The following is a 17,992-nucleotide window of genomic DNA, read 5'->3' as shown; positions in this document are numbered from 1 at the left end:
CTCGGGCGGCCGGAAGCCGGGCCCCGTTCATGGCTGAGCCCCGCCGACCAGCAGCAGGATCGCGGTCGCGACGTCGGTGCCCGCGCCGCCGGTCGCCAGCCGGCGCAGCTGCAGGCCGGTGATGGTCGCGACCAGGGTCGGCGCGATCGCCGCGGCATCCGGCACGCCGAGTGCCTCGAGGATGGTCACGGTGAGCGTGTCGTAGGCCGCGAAGCACTCGTCGGCCGCCGCCTGCAGCTCGGGGTCGCGGCCGGCTTGGATGTAGAGCTCGAACGGCGCCATCCGCTCGGCGTCGAAGGCGAGGTCCCGGACCACCTGCTCGGTGAGCGAGGCGGCGTCCTGCACGCTCAGACCGGTGTCCCGGTACTGCTCCGCCAGGTCGGTCAGCCGAGCGGTCTCTGCGGTGACGAAGCCGAGCAGAGCGTCGCGCAAAAGGTCTGTCTGGCTGGGGAAGTGGTAGGTGATTGAGCCGAGCGAGACCTCGGCCTGCGCCGCGATCCGGCGGTTGGTGACGGCGGCGATGCCGTCCGTGCCGATGATGTGCAGGACCGCGGCGAGGATCCGCTCACGAACCGGGGCCTCGCTCACCGGTCACCACCACTGTTCGGGACGTTCACGGTCCCAACGTAGTTCACGTTCGAGCTGGGCCGCGAGCGAGACCAGCAGCGGTTCGGTGTTGTCGTGACCCATCAGCTGCACGCCGAGCGGCAGACCGTCCGGGGTGAAGCCGGCGGGCACGTTCACGCTCGGCCAGCCCAGGATGTTCCACGGCCAGGTGTACGGGCAGGCCGCGGTGATCACCTTGTCCGTCTCGAAGTGCCCGATGCCGTCGATCGCGTCCACCGGCGGCGGCGGGGTGGCGGTGGTCGGGGCGAGGATGACGTCGAAGTCGTTGAAGATGGCGCCGATCCGCCTGCGCATGCGCGGCTCGGCGGCGCGGGACGCGCGCAACGGCAGGCCCCCCAGTAGCCTGCCGGTGCGCGCGTTGGACAGGGTGCGAGGGTCGAGCAGCGTCGGGTCCGGTACCCGCGAGCGCCACTGCTCCAGCCCGGCCATCGACCGCGGCAGGAAATTCGTGCCCAGCAGCAACCCGTAGGCGGGGTCCGCGACGGTCACCTCGTGGCCGAGGCGGCGCAGCGCGTGCGCGGTGGCACCGATCGCCTCCTTGACCTCGGGGTGCAGGGTCCTTGGCGTGGCCGTGTAGGGGATCTTCAGCGACAGCGCGATCCGCAGCCGGCCGGGCTCGCGGTCCACCGCGTCGCGGACGGTCACCGGCGGGGGCTGGTGCAGGTCGCCCTCGTGGCTGCCGGAGACCAGGTCGAGCAGGAGCGCCGCGTCCGCGACCGTGCGGGCGAGCGGGCCCATCACCGTGATGCCGTAGAAGGCCTCGGGCTCGGGCCAGGTGGAGATCCGTCCGCGCTGCGGCTTGATGCCGACGAGGTTGGTCCAGGACGCGGGGATGCGGACCGAACCCGCGCCGTCCGAGCCGAGCGCGGCCGGCACCAACCCGGCGGCGACGGCGGCCGCGCTACCGCCGGAGGATCCGCCGGGGGTCCGCTCGCGTGCCCACGGGTTCCTGGTGTGCCCGAAGCTGCCGCCGGTGAACGGCCACTGGCCGAGCTCGGGGCTGTTGGTCTTGCCGACGATGACGGCGCCCGCGGCGCGCAGTCGCCGCACGACCTCGGAGTCCGCGGTCTTGGCGGGGAACTCGCCCGGGCAGCCGAAGGCGGTCGGTTCGCCCGTGACGTCGACGTCGTCCTTGACCGCGATCGGCACGCCGAGCAGCGGCAGGCGCTCGCCCGCGGCCAGCCGGCGGTCGGCCTCGGCCGCCTCCGCGAGCGCGGCCTCGCGGCGAACCACCCGGAAGGCGTTGAGGCCGGGCTGGCTGGCGTCGATGGCATCCAGGCTCCGGCGGACCCGGTCGACGGACGTGGAGGCGCCGGTGGCCAGGGAGTGCGCCGTCTCTTCGAGTCCGAGCTCCCTGGTGTCTTCCCTGTGCGTGCTCACGCCGTGCCTCCCCGTGTCTGTTCGTTCGAACGAACAGTACCTCCGGCCGGTGTCGGCCGCCAGGTTTTCGCGTCCGGATTCGCTGCCGGGTGAGTAGCTTGGGCCCAGCGCGAACATCGGAGGAGTCATGAGCGGTGACCTGAGGGCCTGGGAACGGCGTGGGCGTCACCTCGAGGTCGACGGGAACCGGATCTTCGTCGTCGAGGTAGGGGAGGGAACCGGAGCTCCGCTCGTGATCGTGCACGGGTTTCCCGGTTCATCGCACGACTTCGCAGCGGTGGCGGAGCGGCTCGGGTCCGGTCGGCGGGTGGTGCTCCTCGACCTGCTTGGGTACGGGCTGTCCGACAAGCCGGCCGCGGCCCGCTACTCGCTGTTCGAGCAGGCGGACCTGGTGGAGGCCGTGCTCGGCTGGCTGGGTATCGGCCGCTGCGTGCTGCTCGCCCACGACATGGGGGACACCGTGGTGGCCGAGCTCCTGCACCGCCACAATCTCGGTGTCCTCGGCTTTGTTCCGGAGCAGGTCATCCTGACCAACGGCTCGATCTTCATCGACCTCGCGCAGCTGACGTCCGGCCAGCGCGCGATGCTCCGACTGCCCGCGCGGGCGCTGCCGTTCTCGCCCCCGCGATGGCTGCTGGCCCGGGCGATCGACCGCAGCTTCTCGCCGCGCGCGCCCGCTCCGGCCGGCGCCATCGACGCCCTGATCGAGGCTATCGAGCGCGACGGCGGCGGGCGGCTGCTGCCCCGTCAGAACCGCTACATTCTCGAGCGCCGGGCGCATCAGGATCGGTGGACTGCGGGGTTGGTGGGGTACCGGGAGCCGTTGGCGCTGATCTGGGGTGAGTGTGACCCGATCGCCATCCCCGAGATGACCGCGCGGTTGCTCGAGCTGCGCCCCGACACCGCGGTGACCGTGCTGCCCGACATCGGGCACTGGCCACAGCTCGAGGCGCCGGAGCGGCTCGCCGAGCTGATCGGGCAACGCCTGGGCTGACCGGGTGAGCGCGGGCAGTCCGGGATTGTCCCCGCACCGTGGGAGACTTTCCTGGTGAGGTTGTACCGGGACCACGCGGTGGTGTTGCGCCAGCACAAGCTGGGCGAGGCCGACCGCATCGTCACCCTGCTGACCCGCCAGCACGGGCTGGTGCGGGCGGTGGCCAAGGGTGTGCGCCGCACCAAGTCCAAGTTCGGGGCCCGACTGGAGCCGTTCGCGCACATCGACGTGCAGCTCTACCCCGGCCGCAATCTCGACATCGTGACCCAGGTGCAGACCCTGGACGCCTTCGCCGGGGACATCGTCGACGACTACGGCCGGTACACCACCGCCTGCGCGGTGCTCGAGACCGCGGAACGGCTCGCGGGCGAGGAGCGGGCGCCCGCCCTGCGGCTGCATCAGCTCACCGTCGGCGCGCTGCGCGCGGTGGGGGAGCAGGCCAGGCCGCCCGAGCTGATCCTGGACGCTTTCCTGTTGCGGGCCATGGGTTTCGCAGGCTGGGCACCCGCGCTGGAGGAGTGCGCGCGGTGCGCCGCCCCCGGTCCGCATCGGGCCTTCCACGTGGCCGCGGGCGGGGCGGTCTGCGTGCACTGCCGCCCGCCGGGCTCGGCGACCCCTTCCCCGGGCGTGCTCGACCTGATGGACGCGCTCGCGCGCGGCGAGTGGGCGAACACCGAGACCGTCACGGCCGCGGTCCGCGCGCAGGCCAGCGGGCTGGTCGCCGCGCACCTGCAGTGGCACCTCGAGCGTCAGCTGCGCACCCTGCCGTTGATCGAGCGCTCGCGCCCGCACGCCGCGGCCGAGCCGGATGCAACGGATCCGCGGGCGGTGGCGGGACCACCCCGTCCGGTCGGGCAGGATGGTGATCGTGATTCGACGACGCGAACCGCAAGCTCCGCCTAACCGCGTGATCCGGCCCCCGGCCCCTCACCCCTCCGGCGCCAGGGCGCCGATCCTGCAGCCCGAGCTGATCCCGCGGCACGTCGCGTTGGTGATGGACGGCAACGGCCGCTGGGCCCAGGAGCGGGGCCTCCCGCGCACCGCGGGCCACGAGCGCGGCGAGGCGGTGCTGATGGACACCCTCGAGGGCTGCATCGAGATCGGCGTGAAGTGGCTCTCGGCGTACGCGTTCTCCACCGAGAACTGGAAGCGCAGTCCCGAGGAGGTGAAGTTCCTGATGGGCTTCAACCGGGACGTGATCCGGCGTCGGCGCGACGAGATGCACGAGATGGGTGTGCGGGTGCGCTGGGCGGGACGCAGGCCCAGGCTGTGGGCCAGCGTCATCAAGGAGCTCGAGGTCGCCGAGGAGCTGACCAAGCACAACACGACGATGACCCTGACGATGTGTGTGAACTACGGCGGTCGCGCCGAGATCGCCGACGCGGCACGGGAGATCGCGCGTCGGGTGGCGGCGGGCGAGCTGAACCCGGAGAAGGTGACCGAGGCGACCGTCGCGAAGTATCTCGACGAGCCCGACATGCCGGACGTGGACCTGTTCCTGCGTCCCTCGGGTGAGCTGCGCACCTCGAACTTCCTGATCTGGCAGTCCGCCTACGCGGAGATGGTGTTCCAGGAGAAGCTGTTCCCGGACTTCGACCGCCGCGACCTGTGGGCCGCGTGCGTCGAGTACGCGTCGCGCGACCGTAGGTTCGGGGGAGTGAAGTGATGGGTGCGGAGACCGCCGAGCAGTTGCAGGTCCGTGCCCGTGACGCGCTCGCGCATTTCGTGGAGGTGCGCGAATCCGACGACGGGTCACTGGGTTTCGAGTACGCGGGGGCCCTGTGCTCGCTGCGGGCGGTGAACCTCGCGCCCGGGCTCGACGTGCTGTCGGTGACTGCCGTGCTGGCCTGGGACCGCCCGGTCAAGCCCGCGCTGCACAAGAAGGTCGCCGAGAAGAACTCGATGATGCAGTTCGGCTCGATCACGGTGATCACCCGCGGCAAACTGGCCGACGTGATCCTGCGCTACACCTTCCCGGCCGCCGGTCTCGAGGACGAGGCCCTCACCACGATGCTGCTGCTGGTGCTCTCGGGCGCGGATCAGGGTCGGCAGGGGTTGCTGCCCTAGCTGTACTGACCGGGGACGTTGATCGATTGCCTCACTCACCTCCGCGGCTCACAGATCTGGCTGTCGCTGGGGGGGTGCCGACCTCCTGAATGCCGTGGTCGCCACAGTGAGTTTTGGTTACGCTGGCGTGTTCGATGCGCGTCACGAGGAACCATCGCATTTCATTCCGTAGCCGGCACCAGCCGATCAGATACCAGCGACCATTTCTGGACGCGAATATCACCGGCTCGATGTCGCGGGTGGTCTTGTTGCCGTCACGCGCGGTGTAGCGGATGCGCACCACACGCTGCTCGGCCATTGCCTCCTCAAGGGCCGATCTGACTGCCCGTGTGGCGGGCGGTTCAACATCGACCCAGACGCGACGTGCGAGTTCGTCAGCCTTTTTCCGAGTCCGAGGATCAAGCACACTCAAGATCTTCTGAACGCCGGCAGAGGCGAGGTCGGCATAAGGGGCATCGGGTGCAGCTGATATTGCCGTGAGAAGCGCCACCGCCTGTGCCGGGGTCAAGCTGATCGGTGGGAGATTGGATCGAGCGGCCAGACCGTATCCGCCGCCAGGGCCCGGACGCGACCAGATCGGCGCGCCGCTGTTCTCGAGTGCATCAAGGTCCCGCTTGACCGTGCGCACTGATACGCCAAACTCGCTCGCCATTTGTTCCGCAGTGCATCCACGGGAGCCGCTTCGTCGCAGCATCTCCGACAACGCGTGAAGCCGCTCTGCTCGCCTCAAATTTCCCTCCAATCCGAAATGATGCCAGAAATAGTGACATACCGTTGTCCAAGTGGCTTGCGAGGATTGCGGTATGACGACAAACACGAATGACCCGACCACCGTCTTGATCGCTGGCCACTGGCTGGGGGCTTGGGCATGGGACGAGGTCCTGGAACACCTGACCGCCATGGGCCAACGGGCTATCCCGATGACCCTGCCCGGCCTCGACGAGACGGACTCCGAACGAGCCTCCAGGACTCTCGACGACCAGGCAGCGGCGATCGAGCGGGTCTTGGCTTCTGAAGCCGAGCCAATGGTCATCGTGGCGCATAGCGGAGCCAATGCTCCCGTGAGTCTTGTGCTCGACCGGCACCCCGAGCTGGTCCGCCGGGTGATCTGGGTCGATAGTGGCCCGGTCTCGCCGGGCACTGTTTTCGCCCCTGACGCCCCAAATGAACTGGAAGAGTTTCCACTGCCGCCCTTCGAGGCGCTCAAGGAGCAGGCCAGCATTGAAGGCCTGAGCGCCGACGTTCTCGAGCGTTTCCGGCTTCGATCTGTCCCTGAACCTGGACCTGTGCTGCGGCAATCCGTGGAGCTCAACAACGATGCACGCCTGAAGGTTCCGACCACGGTGGTGTGCTGCTCGCTCCCGAGTACGCAGTTGATGGCACTGGCCGAGGCCGGCCATCCCATGTTCGCCGAGGTTACCAACCTTGAGAACCTTGAACTCGTCGATCTCCCGACGGGCCACTGGCCCATGTGGAGCCGTCCCGCCGACCTTGCCCAGGTCCTCGCAGCAGCTTCGCCAGTCGACTGAACCGCGCGCACACCTCCAGGGGCCAGCCGTACCGGCTGGCCCCTGCTTGATTCTCGAAGGACGCCATGTCACGCCAACGCGGCACTTACCCCGCGCCACCGACTCAAGGGCCTGCGAAGCGTTGTCGATCACGCCGAAGCGGACCCGCCCGGACCGGCCGCAGACAAACGGCAAGGTGGAGCGCTTCCACCGCACCATGGCCGACGGGTGGGCCTACGCCCGTGCTACACCTCAGAGCGAGAGCGTCGCGACGCCCTCGAAACCTGGCTACACCACTACAACCACCACCGCCCGCACACTGCATGCGGAAACCAGCCGCCCTTCACGCGGTTGATCAACGTCCCCGGTCATTACACCTAGCCGCAGCGCTCAGGTGCGCGATCGGCGTCTACTCGTCACCGATGTGCGCGCTTGGATTCACGGGCCGCGTTCTTGGCGGAGCGTGTGATGCTCTTGAGCTCGTCGCGGGTGAATCCGAGATGACGGGCGGATCGCATCCAGGTGTAGAGGTCGGATGCCGCTCGATGTTGGCCGAGCCGCGAGTAGCAGGCCGCCAGGTCGAAGGCGGACTTGCGGGCTCGCTCGGCGATCTCGAGATCGGGGAAGGTGCCCGCGATATCCAGGATCATCCGGTGGGCGTTGCCCGTCTCGGGCAGGCGGCCGAGACCGGTCAGCAGCAGCGCTTTGTTGCGCAGTGTCTTGACGCGGCGGAGCCGGCGTTCGGGGGAGTCGACGGACAGGTCGTGGATTCTGAGAACGTGGTCGTAGGCGGTGATCGCGGCGACAGGGTCGCCCAGATCGTCGATCAGAACGGCGCGGTTGTAGGCGGCCACTTCGCGGGCGCTCATGATGTCGCCGTCGGTCGATCCGTCGGCGAGCCGTCCGAGCGCCTCGTAGGCCTCGATCGCGGCACGCTCCTCGCCGAGTCGGGCGAGCGCGATGCCGAGTCGCAGGTGACCGCGTGCGTGTACCCGCCGTGCCCGGGTGTCGAGACCGGGGCGGCGCAGGGCGGCACCGCGTGCTACGGCGACGAGTTCCTCCCACCGCCCGGCATCGACCAACAGACCTCCGAGCACGTCCAGCGCCGCGAGCCCGAGCATGACGATGTTCTCGTCGGGGTCCGCACCGGTGTCGGCCGCAATCGCCGCGAGCAGTGCTTCGGCGTCTGCGCGTCGCCCCTCATCGACCGCCCTGTCGGCCTCGTACAGCCGCTCGCGAAGATCGCGGTAGCGGGCCTCTCCCGCCGAGGCGGGGGCCGCATCGGTGGGGGAGGAGATCGCGAGGATCCGTTGATTCTCAGTCGCGAGTTCGACGGTGTCGCGGATGTCCGGGTCGTCGCTGTCCGCGTGGTTCGTCACCAGGCCCCGCAGCAGGGTCGCCGCCACCTGCCGTTCGCCTCGCTCTGCCGTGCGTGTCGCCTGAAGGAGGAGTCGCCGGGCATCCAGGCGGCGGATGCGCACGTCCGGATCGTCGGCAAACAGTTCCGCAAAGCGATGCAGCGCATCATCGATCTCGGTCGGATCGAGGGCGCGTGACTGCCACACGGAGAAGAGTGAGTTCGCCGCCCACATGCGCACGTCGGCGTCGGCGTCGTGGGCGGAGCGATCCACCGTGTCGTTGATGACGCGACGAGATTCAGCCAGCTCGCCTGCTTCCCGCAATAGGCGTCCGCGCCAGTACATCGATTGGGCAATCGCGGCAGAGACGCCGGCCACCCCTGCGGCACGTGCGTAGCGCTGCGGCACCTGCTTCAGCACGTCGAGGGAATCGCCGCGTCGTCCGATGTCGGTGAGTCGAAGCGCCCGGTCGACCATCGCCAGTGTGAGCGGCACGACGAGGTGCTCGTCGTGCTCGTGCCCGGGGAATCGCGCTTCGAGCTGTTCGTAGAGCCGCACGGCCCTCTCGGGATCACCGAGGTGCGCAGTCACCTCGGCGAGCCGTGACGCCACGCGCGCCCGTGCCCCCGCCGTGGCCGCGCTCGAATCGGTGCCGAACGCGCGGTCGGCGTGGGCGAGGACCTGCCGATCCGCCGCCGTCACCGCGCCCGCATCCTCGGGAACACCCCCGAGCACCCACCACAGGATCGCCTCACGCGCGTCCTCGGCTGCACAGGTGGCATAGCGGTCGACCAGTGCGGCGGAGTGTTCCACGGCGGCCAGGTCACGCTCGGTGTCGGGAAGCCGCTCCAGCACCCGGTCGAGATGCCGGGCCTGTTCGGCGGCCGCCTCGAAGCCGGGATCGGCGACGGGAACGGTCAGGGCGCGCAGGCCGTGGGCGATCGCCACCGCCGCAGACACTCCCCGGCCGATCTCGTCGTCGACCAGGCAGAGCGACGCGGCGTGCAAAAGCGACCGCGCCGAGGGAAGCGGCTCGGCCTCGGCGATCACACGGTGCATCAGCGCGATCGCGGACTCCGGGGCATCTCCGCTGTCGTAACGGATCTGCGCCGCCTCATAGAGCGCGGCGATGCGCAGATGACGCAACCGGTCGTCGGATTCCGCGGCGAGCGTGAGCGCCAGCGTCTCGAGGCCGACTGCCACCCGATGGCGATCTCGTCCCAGGTGCCTCCGCAGGATCTCGGCGGTGAACATTGCCTCCGCTCGTGCCTGCCGTACACCGAGCGGTTGATCGTCCCCGATGTGCCGCGCCGCAAACGACTCCGCCGCTCGCAGCATGTCGACCAGCACTATCGCGTCGTCGAGGTCATGCCGGTGGACCCACTCGATCGACTCGAGCTCGGCGAGCGCGCGGGCCTCCCGGACGGCGTCGGCGTCGAATCCGTCCGTGAGCTCGGCCATCCTCGCGATGCGCTGCTCGACGGCATCGCGTGGTTCGTACGGGGCTTCCAACCGGACGAGCATCCCGGTGGCCTCGGCCACCGCTATGGCTTCCACGTCCTCGGCGGCAGATCCCTGCGCATCCAGCGCGAGGGCCAGGATCGCGTGTGCCTGCTCCTGATCACCCACCGCAAGCAGCTCGCGCGCACGGCGCACGACGTCACGAACCATCATCGATCCTTCCCGGAATGTCCCCAAAATCTATAGGCCCCGTTCGGGGATCAGCGGGGCGTATTATCTGCGTATGAATGCAGATAATGCAGCTTGCCGGCGGCGGCTGCAGGACGACCAGGTCGACCTGGTCGTGGAGGTGTTCCGCATGCTGGCCGACGCCACCCGCGTGCACGTGTTGTGGGCCCTGGTCGACCGGGAATGCTCGGTCAACGAGCTGGCGGCGCACGTCGGCAAGCCGGCACCGTCGGTGTCGCAGCACCTGGCGAAGCTGCGGATGGCGCGGCTGGTGCGGACGCGCCGCGAGGGCACGACGGTGTTCTATCGGCTCGAGAACGACCACGTGCGCCAGCTGGTGACCGACGCGGTGTTCAACGCCGAACACGCCGGTCCGGGCGTGCCCGCACATCACCGCACCGACAGCGGGTTACGGGTCCTGCACGCCGATGCCGCGGGGGAGGCGGCGGTCGGCGAGATAGGCGGCCCGGCATGACGCACGAACACCAGCACGGTCACGGTCACGGGCACGTGCACCGTGGCGGCCTTCGGTCCGCCGTGCGGGAGGTGTTCGTCCCGCACAGCCACGACGCGGCCGACAGCGTCGACGACGCCCTCGAATCGAGCGCGATCGGCATCCGGGCCGTCAAGGTCAGCCTGGTCGTACTGGGCGTCACCGCGCTCGTCCAGTTGGCGATCGTCTCGGTCTCGGGGTCGGTGGCGCTGCTGGCCGACACCATCCACAACTTCTCCGATGCGCTGACCGCCGTCCCGCTGTGGATCGCGTTCGCACTGGGCAGACGCGCCGCGACCCGCCGCTACACGTACGGGTTCGGTCGCGCCGAGGACCTGGCCGGCCTGTTCGTGCTCGCCATGATCGCGCTGTCCGCGCTGATCGCGGGGTACGAGGCCGTGCGCCGGCTGCTCGACCCGGTGCCGATCGAGCACCTCGGGTGGGTGGCGGCGGCCGGGCTGGTCGGGTTCATCGGCAACGAGCTCGTCGCGCTCTACCGGATCCGGATCGGCAGGCAGATCGGATCCGCCGCCCTGGTCGCGGACGGCCTGCACGCGCGCACGGACGGATTCACCTCCCTCGCAGTGCTGTTCGGCGCGGGAGGGGTCGCCCTCGGGTATCCGCTGGCCGACCCCATCGTGGGCCTGCTCATCACCGCCGCGATCCTGGTCGTGCTCATGAGCGCGGCGCGCGAGGTGTTCCGTCGGCTGATGGACGGCGTCGATCCGGACCTGGTCGATGCCTGCGAGCGGGTGCTCGCCGGCGAGCCAGGCGTGGCCGGGGTCCGGAGCCTGAAGATGCGGTGGATCGGTCACCGGCTGCACGCCGACGCCGAACTCGACATCGACGCCGGTACCAGTCTCGAGGACGCGCACCGGATCGCGCAGCGAGCCGAACACGCACTCACCCACGCGGTCCCGAAGCTCTCGACGGCCCTGGTGCGCGCCTATCCCGCGCACCCGATGACGCGAGCGGCCCGAGCGGCAGGCACGGAATCGAGCCGACGCTAGGCGGCGCAGTTGCGGCAGGTGCCGAAGATCTCGACGGTGTGGCTGACGTCCGTGAAGCCGTTCTCGTCGGCGATGGACTGCGACCACTGCTCGACCGTCGGGCCCTCGACCTCGACGGTGAACCCGCACGACCGGCACACCAGGTGGTGGTGATGCCCGGAGGAGCAGCGGCGGTACACCGACTCGCCGGTGTCGGTGCGCAGGACGTCGACGGTGCCGGCGTCGGCGAGGGTCTGCAGCGTCCGGTAGACCGTCGTCAGGCCGATGCCCTCGCCGCGCTTGCGCAGCTCGTCGTGCAGGTCCTGCGCGGAGCGGAACTCGTCGATCTCGTCGAGGAGTGCGGAGATCGCGCTGCGCTGCTTGGTGGCCCGCACGCCGACCACGACGGGGTTGCGCCTGTCGTTCTTCTCGGTCACGGTCTCGGTCCTTCCTCGGCGTGGGCGACGGCGTCGATCACGATGTGGGCCAGGTGGTCGTCGACGAGGCGGTAGAACACCTCGCGGCCGTTGCGTTCGCCGCGCACGACGCCCGCCGACTTGAGCACCCGCAGGTGTTGGCTGATCAACGGCTGGGTGACGCCCAGGGCCTCGACGAGTTCGTGCACGCAGCGCTCGGCGTCGCGCAGCTGCAGCACGATCGCGATCCGCACGGGGGCGGCCAGGGCGCGCAGGATGTCGCCCGCCGCGCTCAGCGTGTCCTTACTCGGCAGGGCGGCCGGCGGCCTGGAGCCGGACGGAACGTGTTCGACGGGGTGGAGATCGTCGGCATCGCTGATGCTCACCCCGCACCCACCTCCTCGTCGGATCCCGTGGCCGGCCCCGCTCGCCTTATTGCAAATCGATTCCATTTTGATATGCATGGATGCGCATGTCAAATGGGGAGATTTCGGTCGGCCCGACGGGGCAGATAGGCTGGGGCGCAGAAAACCGCACGTGACCGCAGCATCTATTACCCAGATGGAGAGCTCCCCAAGTGGCACCCAAGTCCATGATCGAGACCGTCGCCAACCTCGCGAAGCGCAGGGGGCTCGTCTACCCCTGCGGTGAGATCTACGGCGGTACCAAGTCTGCCTGGGACTACGGGCCGCTCGGCGTTGAGCTGAAGGAGAACATCAAGAGGCAGTGGTGGCGCAACATCGTCACCAGCCGCGACGACGTCGTCGGCCTCGACTCCTCGGTGATCCTCCCGCGCGAGGTGTGGGTGGCGTCCGGCCACGTCGGGGTCTTCAACGACCCGCTCGTCGAGTGCCTGAACTGCCACAAGCGGCACCGCCAGGACCACCTGCAGGAGGCCTTCGCGGAGAAGAAGGGCCTCGACAACCCGGACGACGTGTCCATGGACCTCATCGTGTGCCCGGACTGCGGCACCGTCGGGCAGTGGACCGAGCCGCGCGACTTCAACATGATGCTCAAGACGCACCTCGGCCCCATCGAGACCGAGGAGGGGCTGCACTACCTGCGGCCCGAGACCGCGCAGGGCATCTTCGTCAACTTCGCCAACGTGCTCACCACCTCGCGCAAGAAGCCGCCGTTCGGCATCGCTCAGATCGGCAAGAGCTTCCGCAACGAGATCACGCCCGGCAACTTCATCTTCCGCACCCGCGAGTTCGAGCAGATGGAGATGGAGTTCTTCGTCAAGCCGGGCGAGGATGCGGAGTGGCACCAGTACTGGATCGACACCCGGCTCGCCTGGTACACCGACCTCGGCATCGACCCGGAGAACCTGCGTCTGTACGAGCACCCGGCCGACAAGCTCTCGCACTACTCGACCCGCACCGTCGACATCGAGTACCGCTTCCGGTTCCAGGGCAGCGAGTGGGGCGAGCTCGAGGGCGTCGCGAACCGCACCGACTTCGACCTCAAGACCCACTCGGAGCACTCGGGCACCGACCTGAACTACTTCGACCAGGCCAGTGGCGAGCGGTACACCCCGTACGTCATCGAGCCGGCAGCAGGCCTGACCCGCTCGCTGATGGCCTTCCTGGTCGACGCCTATTCCGAGGATGAGGCGCCCAACGCCAAGGGCGGGGTCGACAAGCGCACCGTGCTGCGCCTCGACCGTCGCCTGGCCCCGGTCAAGGCCGCGGTGCTGCCGCTCAGTCGCAACGCCGACCTCACCCCCAAGGCGAAGGATCTCGCGGCGCTGCTGCGCAAGAACTGGAACGTCGAGTTCGACGACGCAGGCGCCATCGGCCGCCGCTACCGTCGCCAGGACGAGATCGGCACCCCGTTCTGCATCACGGTCGACTTCGACACCCTCGACGACCAGGCCGTGACGATCCGCGAGCGCGACACCATGGAGCAGGAGCGGGTCTCGCTCGACAAGGTCGAGGGCTACCTGGCCCAGCGACTGATCGGCGCCTAGTTTTCTTCGGTGACCTAGTTCTTGAGTGAAGGGGCTGTCCCCGGCCGAGATGGCCGGGGACAGCCCCTTCGCCGTTCTCGCTGGTCCGCGATCGGCCTGTCATAATTTGTCAGGGCAGTTTCGATCACACGAGACCACGACGGGACGTTCCATGACGACCTCCGTGAAGGGCAAGCTCGGGAACCTGCCGCTGGAATTGACCAGTTTCGTCGGTCGGCGCCGGGAGATCGCCGAGGCACGGCGGTTGCTGGGGACCTCACGGTTGGTGACGTTGGCCGGCATCGGCGGGGTCGGCAAGACCAGGCTGGCGGTGCGGGTCGCCGCGGACTCGCGGCGGTCGTTCACCGACGGGGTCTGGTTCGTCGCACTCGGCAACCTGCACGATCCTGTGTTGCTGCCCGAGGCCGTCGCTGCGGCGCTCGGGCTTCCGGATCGGCCGGGAAGTTCGGAGTCCCGTCTCTTGGTCGATCATCTCTCCACCAAGCAGACGCTGTTGGTCCTGGACAACTGCGAGCACCTGCTCGGTGCTGTGGCAGAGTTCGCGCAGGTACTGCTGCGATCGTGTCCGGAGCTGCGCATCCTGACCACGAGCCGCGAGCTCCTCGGGGTGCACGGCGAGCGGGTGCTGCGGGTGCCGCCGCTGACCATTCCGGACGCGCAGCAGACCCCGCCGCTCGAGGCGATGCCCCAGTACGAGGCGGTGGCGCTGTTCGTGACGCGGGCCGCGGCCGCCCTGCCCGACTTCGCGCTGACCGAGGCCAATCGTGCTGCGGTGGCGGGAATCTGCGGCAGGCTGGACGGGCTACCGTTGGCGATCGAGCTGGCGGCGGTGCGGCTGCGGATGATGTCCGCCGAGCAGATCCTGCAACGCCTGACGGACCAGTACCAGCTGCTGACCGTCGGTTCACGAGCCGCGCCGACCCGTTTGCAGACGTTGCGGTCGTGTGTGGACTGGAGCTTCGCGCTGTGCACGGCGCGGGAGCAGCAGCTGTGGGCGTGGCTGTCGGTGTTCGTGGGCGGTTTCGAGTTGGATGCGGCCGAGGGAGTCTGCCCCGAGGAGTTGGCCGCCGATGACCTGCTGGACGCGGTGGCCTCGCTCGTGGACAAGTCGATCCTGGTCCGTGAGGAGTGTGGGGGCGTCGTGCGCTTCGGCATGGCCGAAACCATCCGCGACTACGGCGTGGAGAGGTTGCGTGAATCCGGCGACTTCTCCCTGGCTCAGCGGCGGCACCTCGGGTGGTACGAACGGCTCGCAGCGCAGGCGGCGACCGAGTGGATCGGCCCTCGCCAGACCGACTGGATCGCCCGGCTCGATCGGGAGCAGTCGAACCTGCGGGATGCGCTGGCGTTCAGCATGACCCAGCCGGTGATCGATACCGATCCAGATATCAACGCGCGCATCGTCAACGCCCTGTTTCTGTTCTGGACCTGCCGGGGCCTGCTGGCGGAGGCCAGGCATTGGATGGACCGTTCCCTGACATGCTCCGAGAGCGCGCACGCCGCGGACCGTCTGGCGACCTTGTTCGACGACGGCGTGTTGGCGGGGATGCAGGGTCAACTCGGTGACGCAACGACACGGGCGCAGCAGTGCTGCTCGCTCGCGGAGCAGCTGGGGGACACCGAGTCGCTCGAGACAGCGAACTATGCCAGGGGTTACCTGGCCATGTTCCGAGGGGACCTCGCCGCGGCATACGAACCGTTCCAGGCCGCCCTCGCCAGCGCGGGTGCGGCGTTCGCGGCCGGGCCCGGCCCGGGTCGCACCGGGCTCCGAATCGCTCGACAGCTGGGCGCCCTCCTCGGCCTGGCACTCGCGAGCGGGCTGCTGGGGGACGAGGAGACGGCCGTCGCCTGTTATGAACAGACGCTGGCGATCACCACCCCGCGAGGTGAGTCCTACTTCCGCGCGTACTCGTCATGGGCCCTCGGATTGACGGCGCTACGGACCGGCGACATCGATCGGGCAACAACCCTGATGGAACAGGCAATGCGACTGAACCGTCAGGTCAACGACCCGCTCATGACAGGCTGGTGCCTGGAGTCGATGGCCTGGATCGCGATACGCGAAGGCAAGCCGACTCGTGCGGCCGTCCTGATGGGCGCCGCCGAGACGCTCTCGCAGAGGGTGGGCACCGCCTCGGTGCCCCTTCCGTACATGCTCGGGAACCACGACGAATGCGTGCAACAGGCCCGTGACGCGCTCGGAAAGCGCTCCTACACTGAGGCATTCCGCAGCGGTGCCGCCATGAGCCTCGAAGAATCCGTCGCGTACGCGCTCGGGGACCGTCCTGCCGACCAGCCCCAGACGACACCGGTCGCCCCCGTGTTGACCCCGCGTGAAACCGAGGTGGCACATCTGGTCGCAGCAGGCCATCCGAACAAGGTGATCGCCTCGATGCTGGTCCTCTCACCCCGCACCGTCACGGGCCACGTCGAACACATCCTGGCCAAACTCGGGTTCACCTCCCGAACTCAGATCGTGGCCTGGGTAGCCGAGAACCAGCCGGATTGACAACTGCCCCGATGATCGGCCCTCGGGCGCTTTGCCGCGGTTGTCAGCCGGACACCTCGACGGTGGTCGTGGCGTCGGGGGCGACCGTGACGGTGGCAAAGCTGACGGTGCTGCCGTCGATGACCTTGGTCTCGGCCTTCTGGGTTGCGCCGTTCACCGTGAGCGCGGAGTGCGCGCCGGGGAACTGCGCGGTCCAGGTGATGGGAGTGTCGCCGGTGTTGGTCAGGGCCGATTTGGTCAGGGCGTCGTGGCGGAGGGTGAAGGTCGACTTGCCCAGTGGGATCGAGGCGACCTCCAGCCAGCCGATGTCGGCCGGGAGGTGGGAGGTGGTGGTCACGGCACCGTTCGGGGCGTCGGGCCGGACGCCGAGCAGACCGTTGACGGTCTGACTGACCAGGGTGAAGGCGACTTCGGGGTAGTCGCCGTTGACCAGCTTGCCGGTGGAGTGGACATTGCCGATCTTGTTGTAGACGTTCTGCATCCACTTCCAGGCGGTGGCGTCCGCGTTGTTGGCGAAGAAGGTGTCCGGCAGGTACGTCTCGGCCTCGACATTGGCGGGCGCGCCGCTGCCGGAGGCCTGGGAGTCGATATAGGAGAGGTAGGAGTCGCGGCGCTGACCCGGGTCCATGATGCCCTTGAGCGGCATGAACCAGCTGTTCTCTTTGCCCCAACCGGTGATCGGGCCGCCGTTGGTCTGATAGGCGCGCACCACCTCGCCGGGTTTGGCGGGGTCGATGCTCCAGGTGGTGTTGTAGTAGTTCTTCAGCGCCTGCGCTGCGTCGGTGATGATCTGGGCGCCAGCGGCGTCGCCCCTGGCGGAAGCCAGCCCGGCCGCCGCCAGATAGGCCTGGTACTGCGAACCGATGGAGTCCCCGGCCTCGGCGAAATGGTCCCAGCCGCCCTCGTTGTAGCTCGCGGTACCGGCAAAGATGTCGCTGCTCGTCGCCTGGGCGATCTTCACGTCGCCGTGGCCCCGCGGGCCGGGGTGCTGCTCGACGAACTCGGTGACGGTGTTCTCGGCGTAGTCGCTCAGCGTCGGGTCGGTCAGGTAGTCGGTGTCGCCTGTCTGGCGGTAGGCCTCATGGAGTTTTTGGGCCAGCTCGAAGGGGGCGGGCAGCTCCCGCACGTAGGAACCGGGGTCGCGGTAGTCGGCGCTCAGGTAGGTCTTGGCGTCGAAGTTGATCGACCAGACCGGATCGTATTTGTTCGCAGGGGTGGCCGACGCGGCGAAGGCCTTCAACATCGTCTTGTTGGCGGCGTCCAGACCGAGCAGGTGGGCGCCGGCCAACTGGTGGACGAAGTCGCGGGAGTAGAAGCCCGACCGGAACGGGTAGCCGGCCCAGTAGGTGTTCGCGTAGGGCGCGGCGGAGGTCCCGAAGCTGTTGTTTTCATCGGCATTGATCGCGCCGATCTGGCCCGGTTGCTGGACCCAGCTGTTGGCCTTGGTCTTTGCCCAGTTGAACATCTCGGTGAGTCTGGCGTCGGACGAGTTGATCCGCGGATCGTTCGGGGCGGACGGGGCCACCGTGATGTCGTCGATGTTGACCCAGCCGTTCGGTGACGAGCCGAAGGCGATCTCGACCCGGTCTCCGGCGCGCAGAGACAGCCTGGAAAGGGTGTAGCGAGAGAAGATCTGCTGAGAACCGAAGGTCACTGAGGCGGCCGACTCCCCGTTGACCGTCGCGGAGAAGGTGCCCTCGGGTGCCCCGGTGGCGATCCAGGCCGACAGATCGAACATCCCATCGGCGGGAACCGTGACGGTCTGGCTGATCCTGGAGCCGGTGCCCTGGTCCAGGTACGCGTTCTTGGCCCCGCTGTGCTTCAGGTTGGTTCCGTTGCCCGCGCCCCCGGTGACCGTCCAGCCGGTCACGTCCTGCTCGAAGCCCGGATTGACGAAGGCGAGCGGCGCCGGCTCCGCTGCGGAGGCGGGCCCCGGCACGGCCATCGCTCCGGCGCACAGTGCCACGGACAACTGGACCAGCACCGTCAGACC

At 68.8% G+C, this 17,992-nt stretch carries 16 protein-coding genes and 1 pseudogene; 10 read left to right on the top strand and 7 right to left on the bottom strand.

The genetic code is table 11. The features are described from left to right. Positions 1 to 27: 27 nt before the first annotated feature. Complete coding sequence (locus tag FCG67_RS12535) at positions 28 to 588, bottom strand: TetR/AcrR family transcriptional regulator (protein WP_136910110.1); 561 nt, start codon at positions 586 to 588, stop codon at positions 28 to 30. A gap of 3 nt (positions 589 to 591) precedes the next feature. After that, complete coding sequence (locus FCG67_RS12530) at positions 592 to 2,007, bottom strand: amidase (protein WP_246045029.1); 1,416 nt, start codon at positions 2,005 to 2,007, stop codon at positions 592 to 594. 127 nt (positions 2,008 to 2,134) lie between these two features. Between FCG67_RS12530 and FCG67_RS12525 the strand changes: the two genes are divergently transcribed. The 4 genes from FCG67_RS12525 to FCG67_RS12510 are packed head-to-tail and all read left to right on the top strand — an operon-like array spanning position 2,135 to position 5,068. Further along, positions 2,135 to 3,001, top strand: coding sequence for an alpha/beta fold hydrolase (locus tag FCG67_RS12525; RefSeq protein ID WP_136910109.1), 867 nt, complete (start codon positions 2,135 to 2,137; stop codon positions 2,999 to 3,001). A gap of 54 nt (positions 3,002 to 3,055) precedes the next feature. Further along, positions 3,056 to 3,904, top strand: a complete 849-nt coding sequence (gene recO / locus FCG67_RS12520; RefSeq protein ID WP_136910108.1) for a DNA repair protein RecO — start codon at positions 3,056 to 3,058, stop codon at positions 3,902 to 3,904. Beyond that, positions 3,870 to 4,667 carry an isoprenyl transferase gene (locus tag FCG67_RS12515; RefSeq protein ID WP_392981582.1) on the top strand — a complete coding sequence of 266 codons (798 nt, stop codon included), beginning with the start codon at positions 3,870 to 3,872 and terminating at the stop codon, positions 4,665 to 4,667. The genes recO and FCG67_RS12515 overlap by 35 nt, the downstream gene beginning before the upstream one ends. After that, a complete protein-coding gene (locus FCG67_RS12510; RefSeq protein ID WP_136910107.1) occupies positions 4,667 to 5,068 on the top strand; it encodes a hypothetical protein in 402 nt (133 codons plus the stop codon). Before FCG67_RS12515 ends, FCG67_RS12510 begins: the two co-directional genes overlap by 1 nt. 31 nt (positions 5,069 to 5,099) lie before the next feature. Here the strand turns inward: FCG67_RS12510 and FCG67_RS12505 are convergent, their stop codons facing one another. Next, positions 5,100 to 5,771, bottom strand: a complete 672-nt coding sequence (locus FCG67_RS12505) for a helix-turn-helix transcriptional regulator (RefSeq protein ID WP_281282336.1) — start codon at positions 5,769 to 5,771, stop codon at positions 5,100 to 5,102. Positions 5,772 to 5,871: 100 nt separating this feature from the next. Here FCG67_RS12505 and FCG67_RS12500 point away from each other — a divergent pair, with 100 nt between their 5' ends. Beyond that, a complete protein-coding gene (locus tag FCG67_RS12500; protein ID WP_136910106.1) occupies positions 5,872 to 6,597 on the top strand; it encodes an alpha/beta fold hydrolase in 726 nt (241 codons plus the stop codon). A 127-nt stretch (positions 6,598 to 6,724) separates the two neighbouring features. Next, a pseudogene (locus tag FCG67_RS12495) lies at positions 6,725 to 6,957 on the top strand (integrase core domain-containing protein); the annotation flags it as partial. Between the two features lie 35 nt (positions 6,958 to 6,992). On the opposite strand, the gene FCG67_RS12490 reads toward FCG67_RS12495, so the two are convergent. Further along, on the bottom strand, positions 6,993 to 9,605 hold the full coding sequence (locus FCG67_RS12490; RefSeq protein WP_169310506.1) for a hypothetical protein: 2,613 nt from the start codon (positions 9,603 to 9,605) through the stop codon (positions 6,993 to 6,995). Between the two features lie 73 nt (positions 9,606 to 9,678). On the opposite strand from FCG67_RS12490, the gene FCG67_RS12485 reads away from it, so the two are divergent. Together FCG67_RS12485 and FCG67_RS12480 are read left to right on the top strand one after the other, a co-directional pair. Further along, entirely contained in the window at positions 9,679 to 10,098 is a 420-nt protein-coding gene (locus FCG67_RS12485) for an ArsR/SmtB family transcription factor (RefSeq protein ID WP_136910104.1), read from the top strand. Then, positions 10,095 to 11,126 carry a cation diffusion facilitator family transporter gene (locus FCG67_RS12480; RefSeq protein WP_136910103.1) on the top strand — a complete coding sequence of 344 codons (1,032 nt, stop codon included), beginning with the start codon at positions 10,095 to 10,097 and terminating at the stop codon, positions 11,124 to 11,126. Before FCG67_RS12485 ends, FCG67_RS12480 begins: the two co-directional genes overlap by 4 nt. On the opposite strand, the gene FCG67_RS12475 is transcribed toward FCG67_RS12480, so the two are convergent. Beyond that, entirely contained in the window at positions 11,123 to 11,542 is a 420-nt protein-coding gene (locus FCG67_RS12475; protein WP_136910102.1) for a Fur family transcriptional regulator, read from the bottom strand. The two genes, FCG67_RS12480 and FCG67_RS12475, sit on opposite strands and share 4 nt — an antisense overlap. Then, complete coding sequence (locus FCG67_RS12470; RefSeq protein ID WP_211243183.1) at positions 11,539 to 11,985, bottom strand: ArsR/SmtB family transcription factor; 447 nt, start codon at positions 11,983 to 11,985, stop codon at positions 11,539 to 11,541. Before FCG67_RS12470 ends, FCG67_RS12475 begins: the two co-directional genes overlap by 4 nt. Before the next feature lie 113 nt (positions 11,986 to 12,098). Here FCG67_RS12470 and FCG67_RS12465 point away from each other — a divergent pair, with 113 nt between their 5' ends. Next, positions 12,099 to 13,490: a glycine--tRNA ligase gene (locus FCG67_RS12465; protein WP_077042029.1), complete on the top strand. Its 1,392-nt coding sequence runs from the start codon at positions 12,099 to 12,101 to the stop codon at positions 13,488 to 13,490. Between the two features lie 151 nt (positions 13,491 to 13,641). Next, positions 13,642 to 15,999, top strand: a complete 2,358-nt coding sequence (locus FCG67_RS12460; protein WP_136910100.1) for an ATP-binding protein — start codon at positions 13,642 to 13,644, stop codon at positions 15,997 to 15,999. A 43-nt stretch (positions 16,000 to 16,042) separates the two neighbouring features. Here the strand turns inward: FCG67_RS12460 and FCG67_RS12455 are convergent, their stop codons facing one another. Beyond that, positions 16,043 to 17,983: a carbohydrate-binding protein gene (locus tag FCG67_RS12455; RefSeq protein ID WP_211243182.1), complete on the bottom strand. Its 1,941-nt coding sequence runs from the start codon at positions 17,981 to 17,983 to the stop codon at positions 16,043 to 16,045. Between the last annotated feature and the right edge of the window lie 9 nt (positions 17,984 to 17,992).

The sequence above is a fragment of the Rhodococcus oryzae genome (genome assembly GCF_005049235.1).
Lineage (GTDB): Bacteria > Actinomycetota > Actinomycetes > Mycobacteriales > Mycobacteriaceae > Rhodococcus_G > Rhodococcus_G oryzae.
Note: the sequence above shows the minus strand (reverse complement) of the source record. Positions and strands in the feature narration are given on the sequence as shown.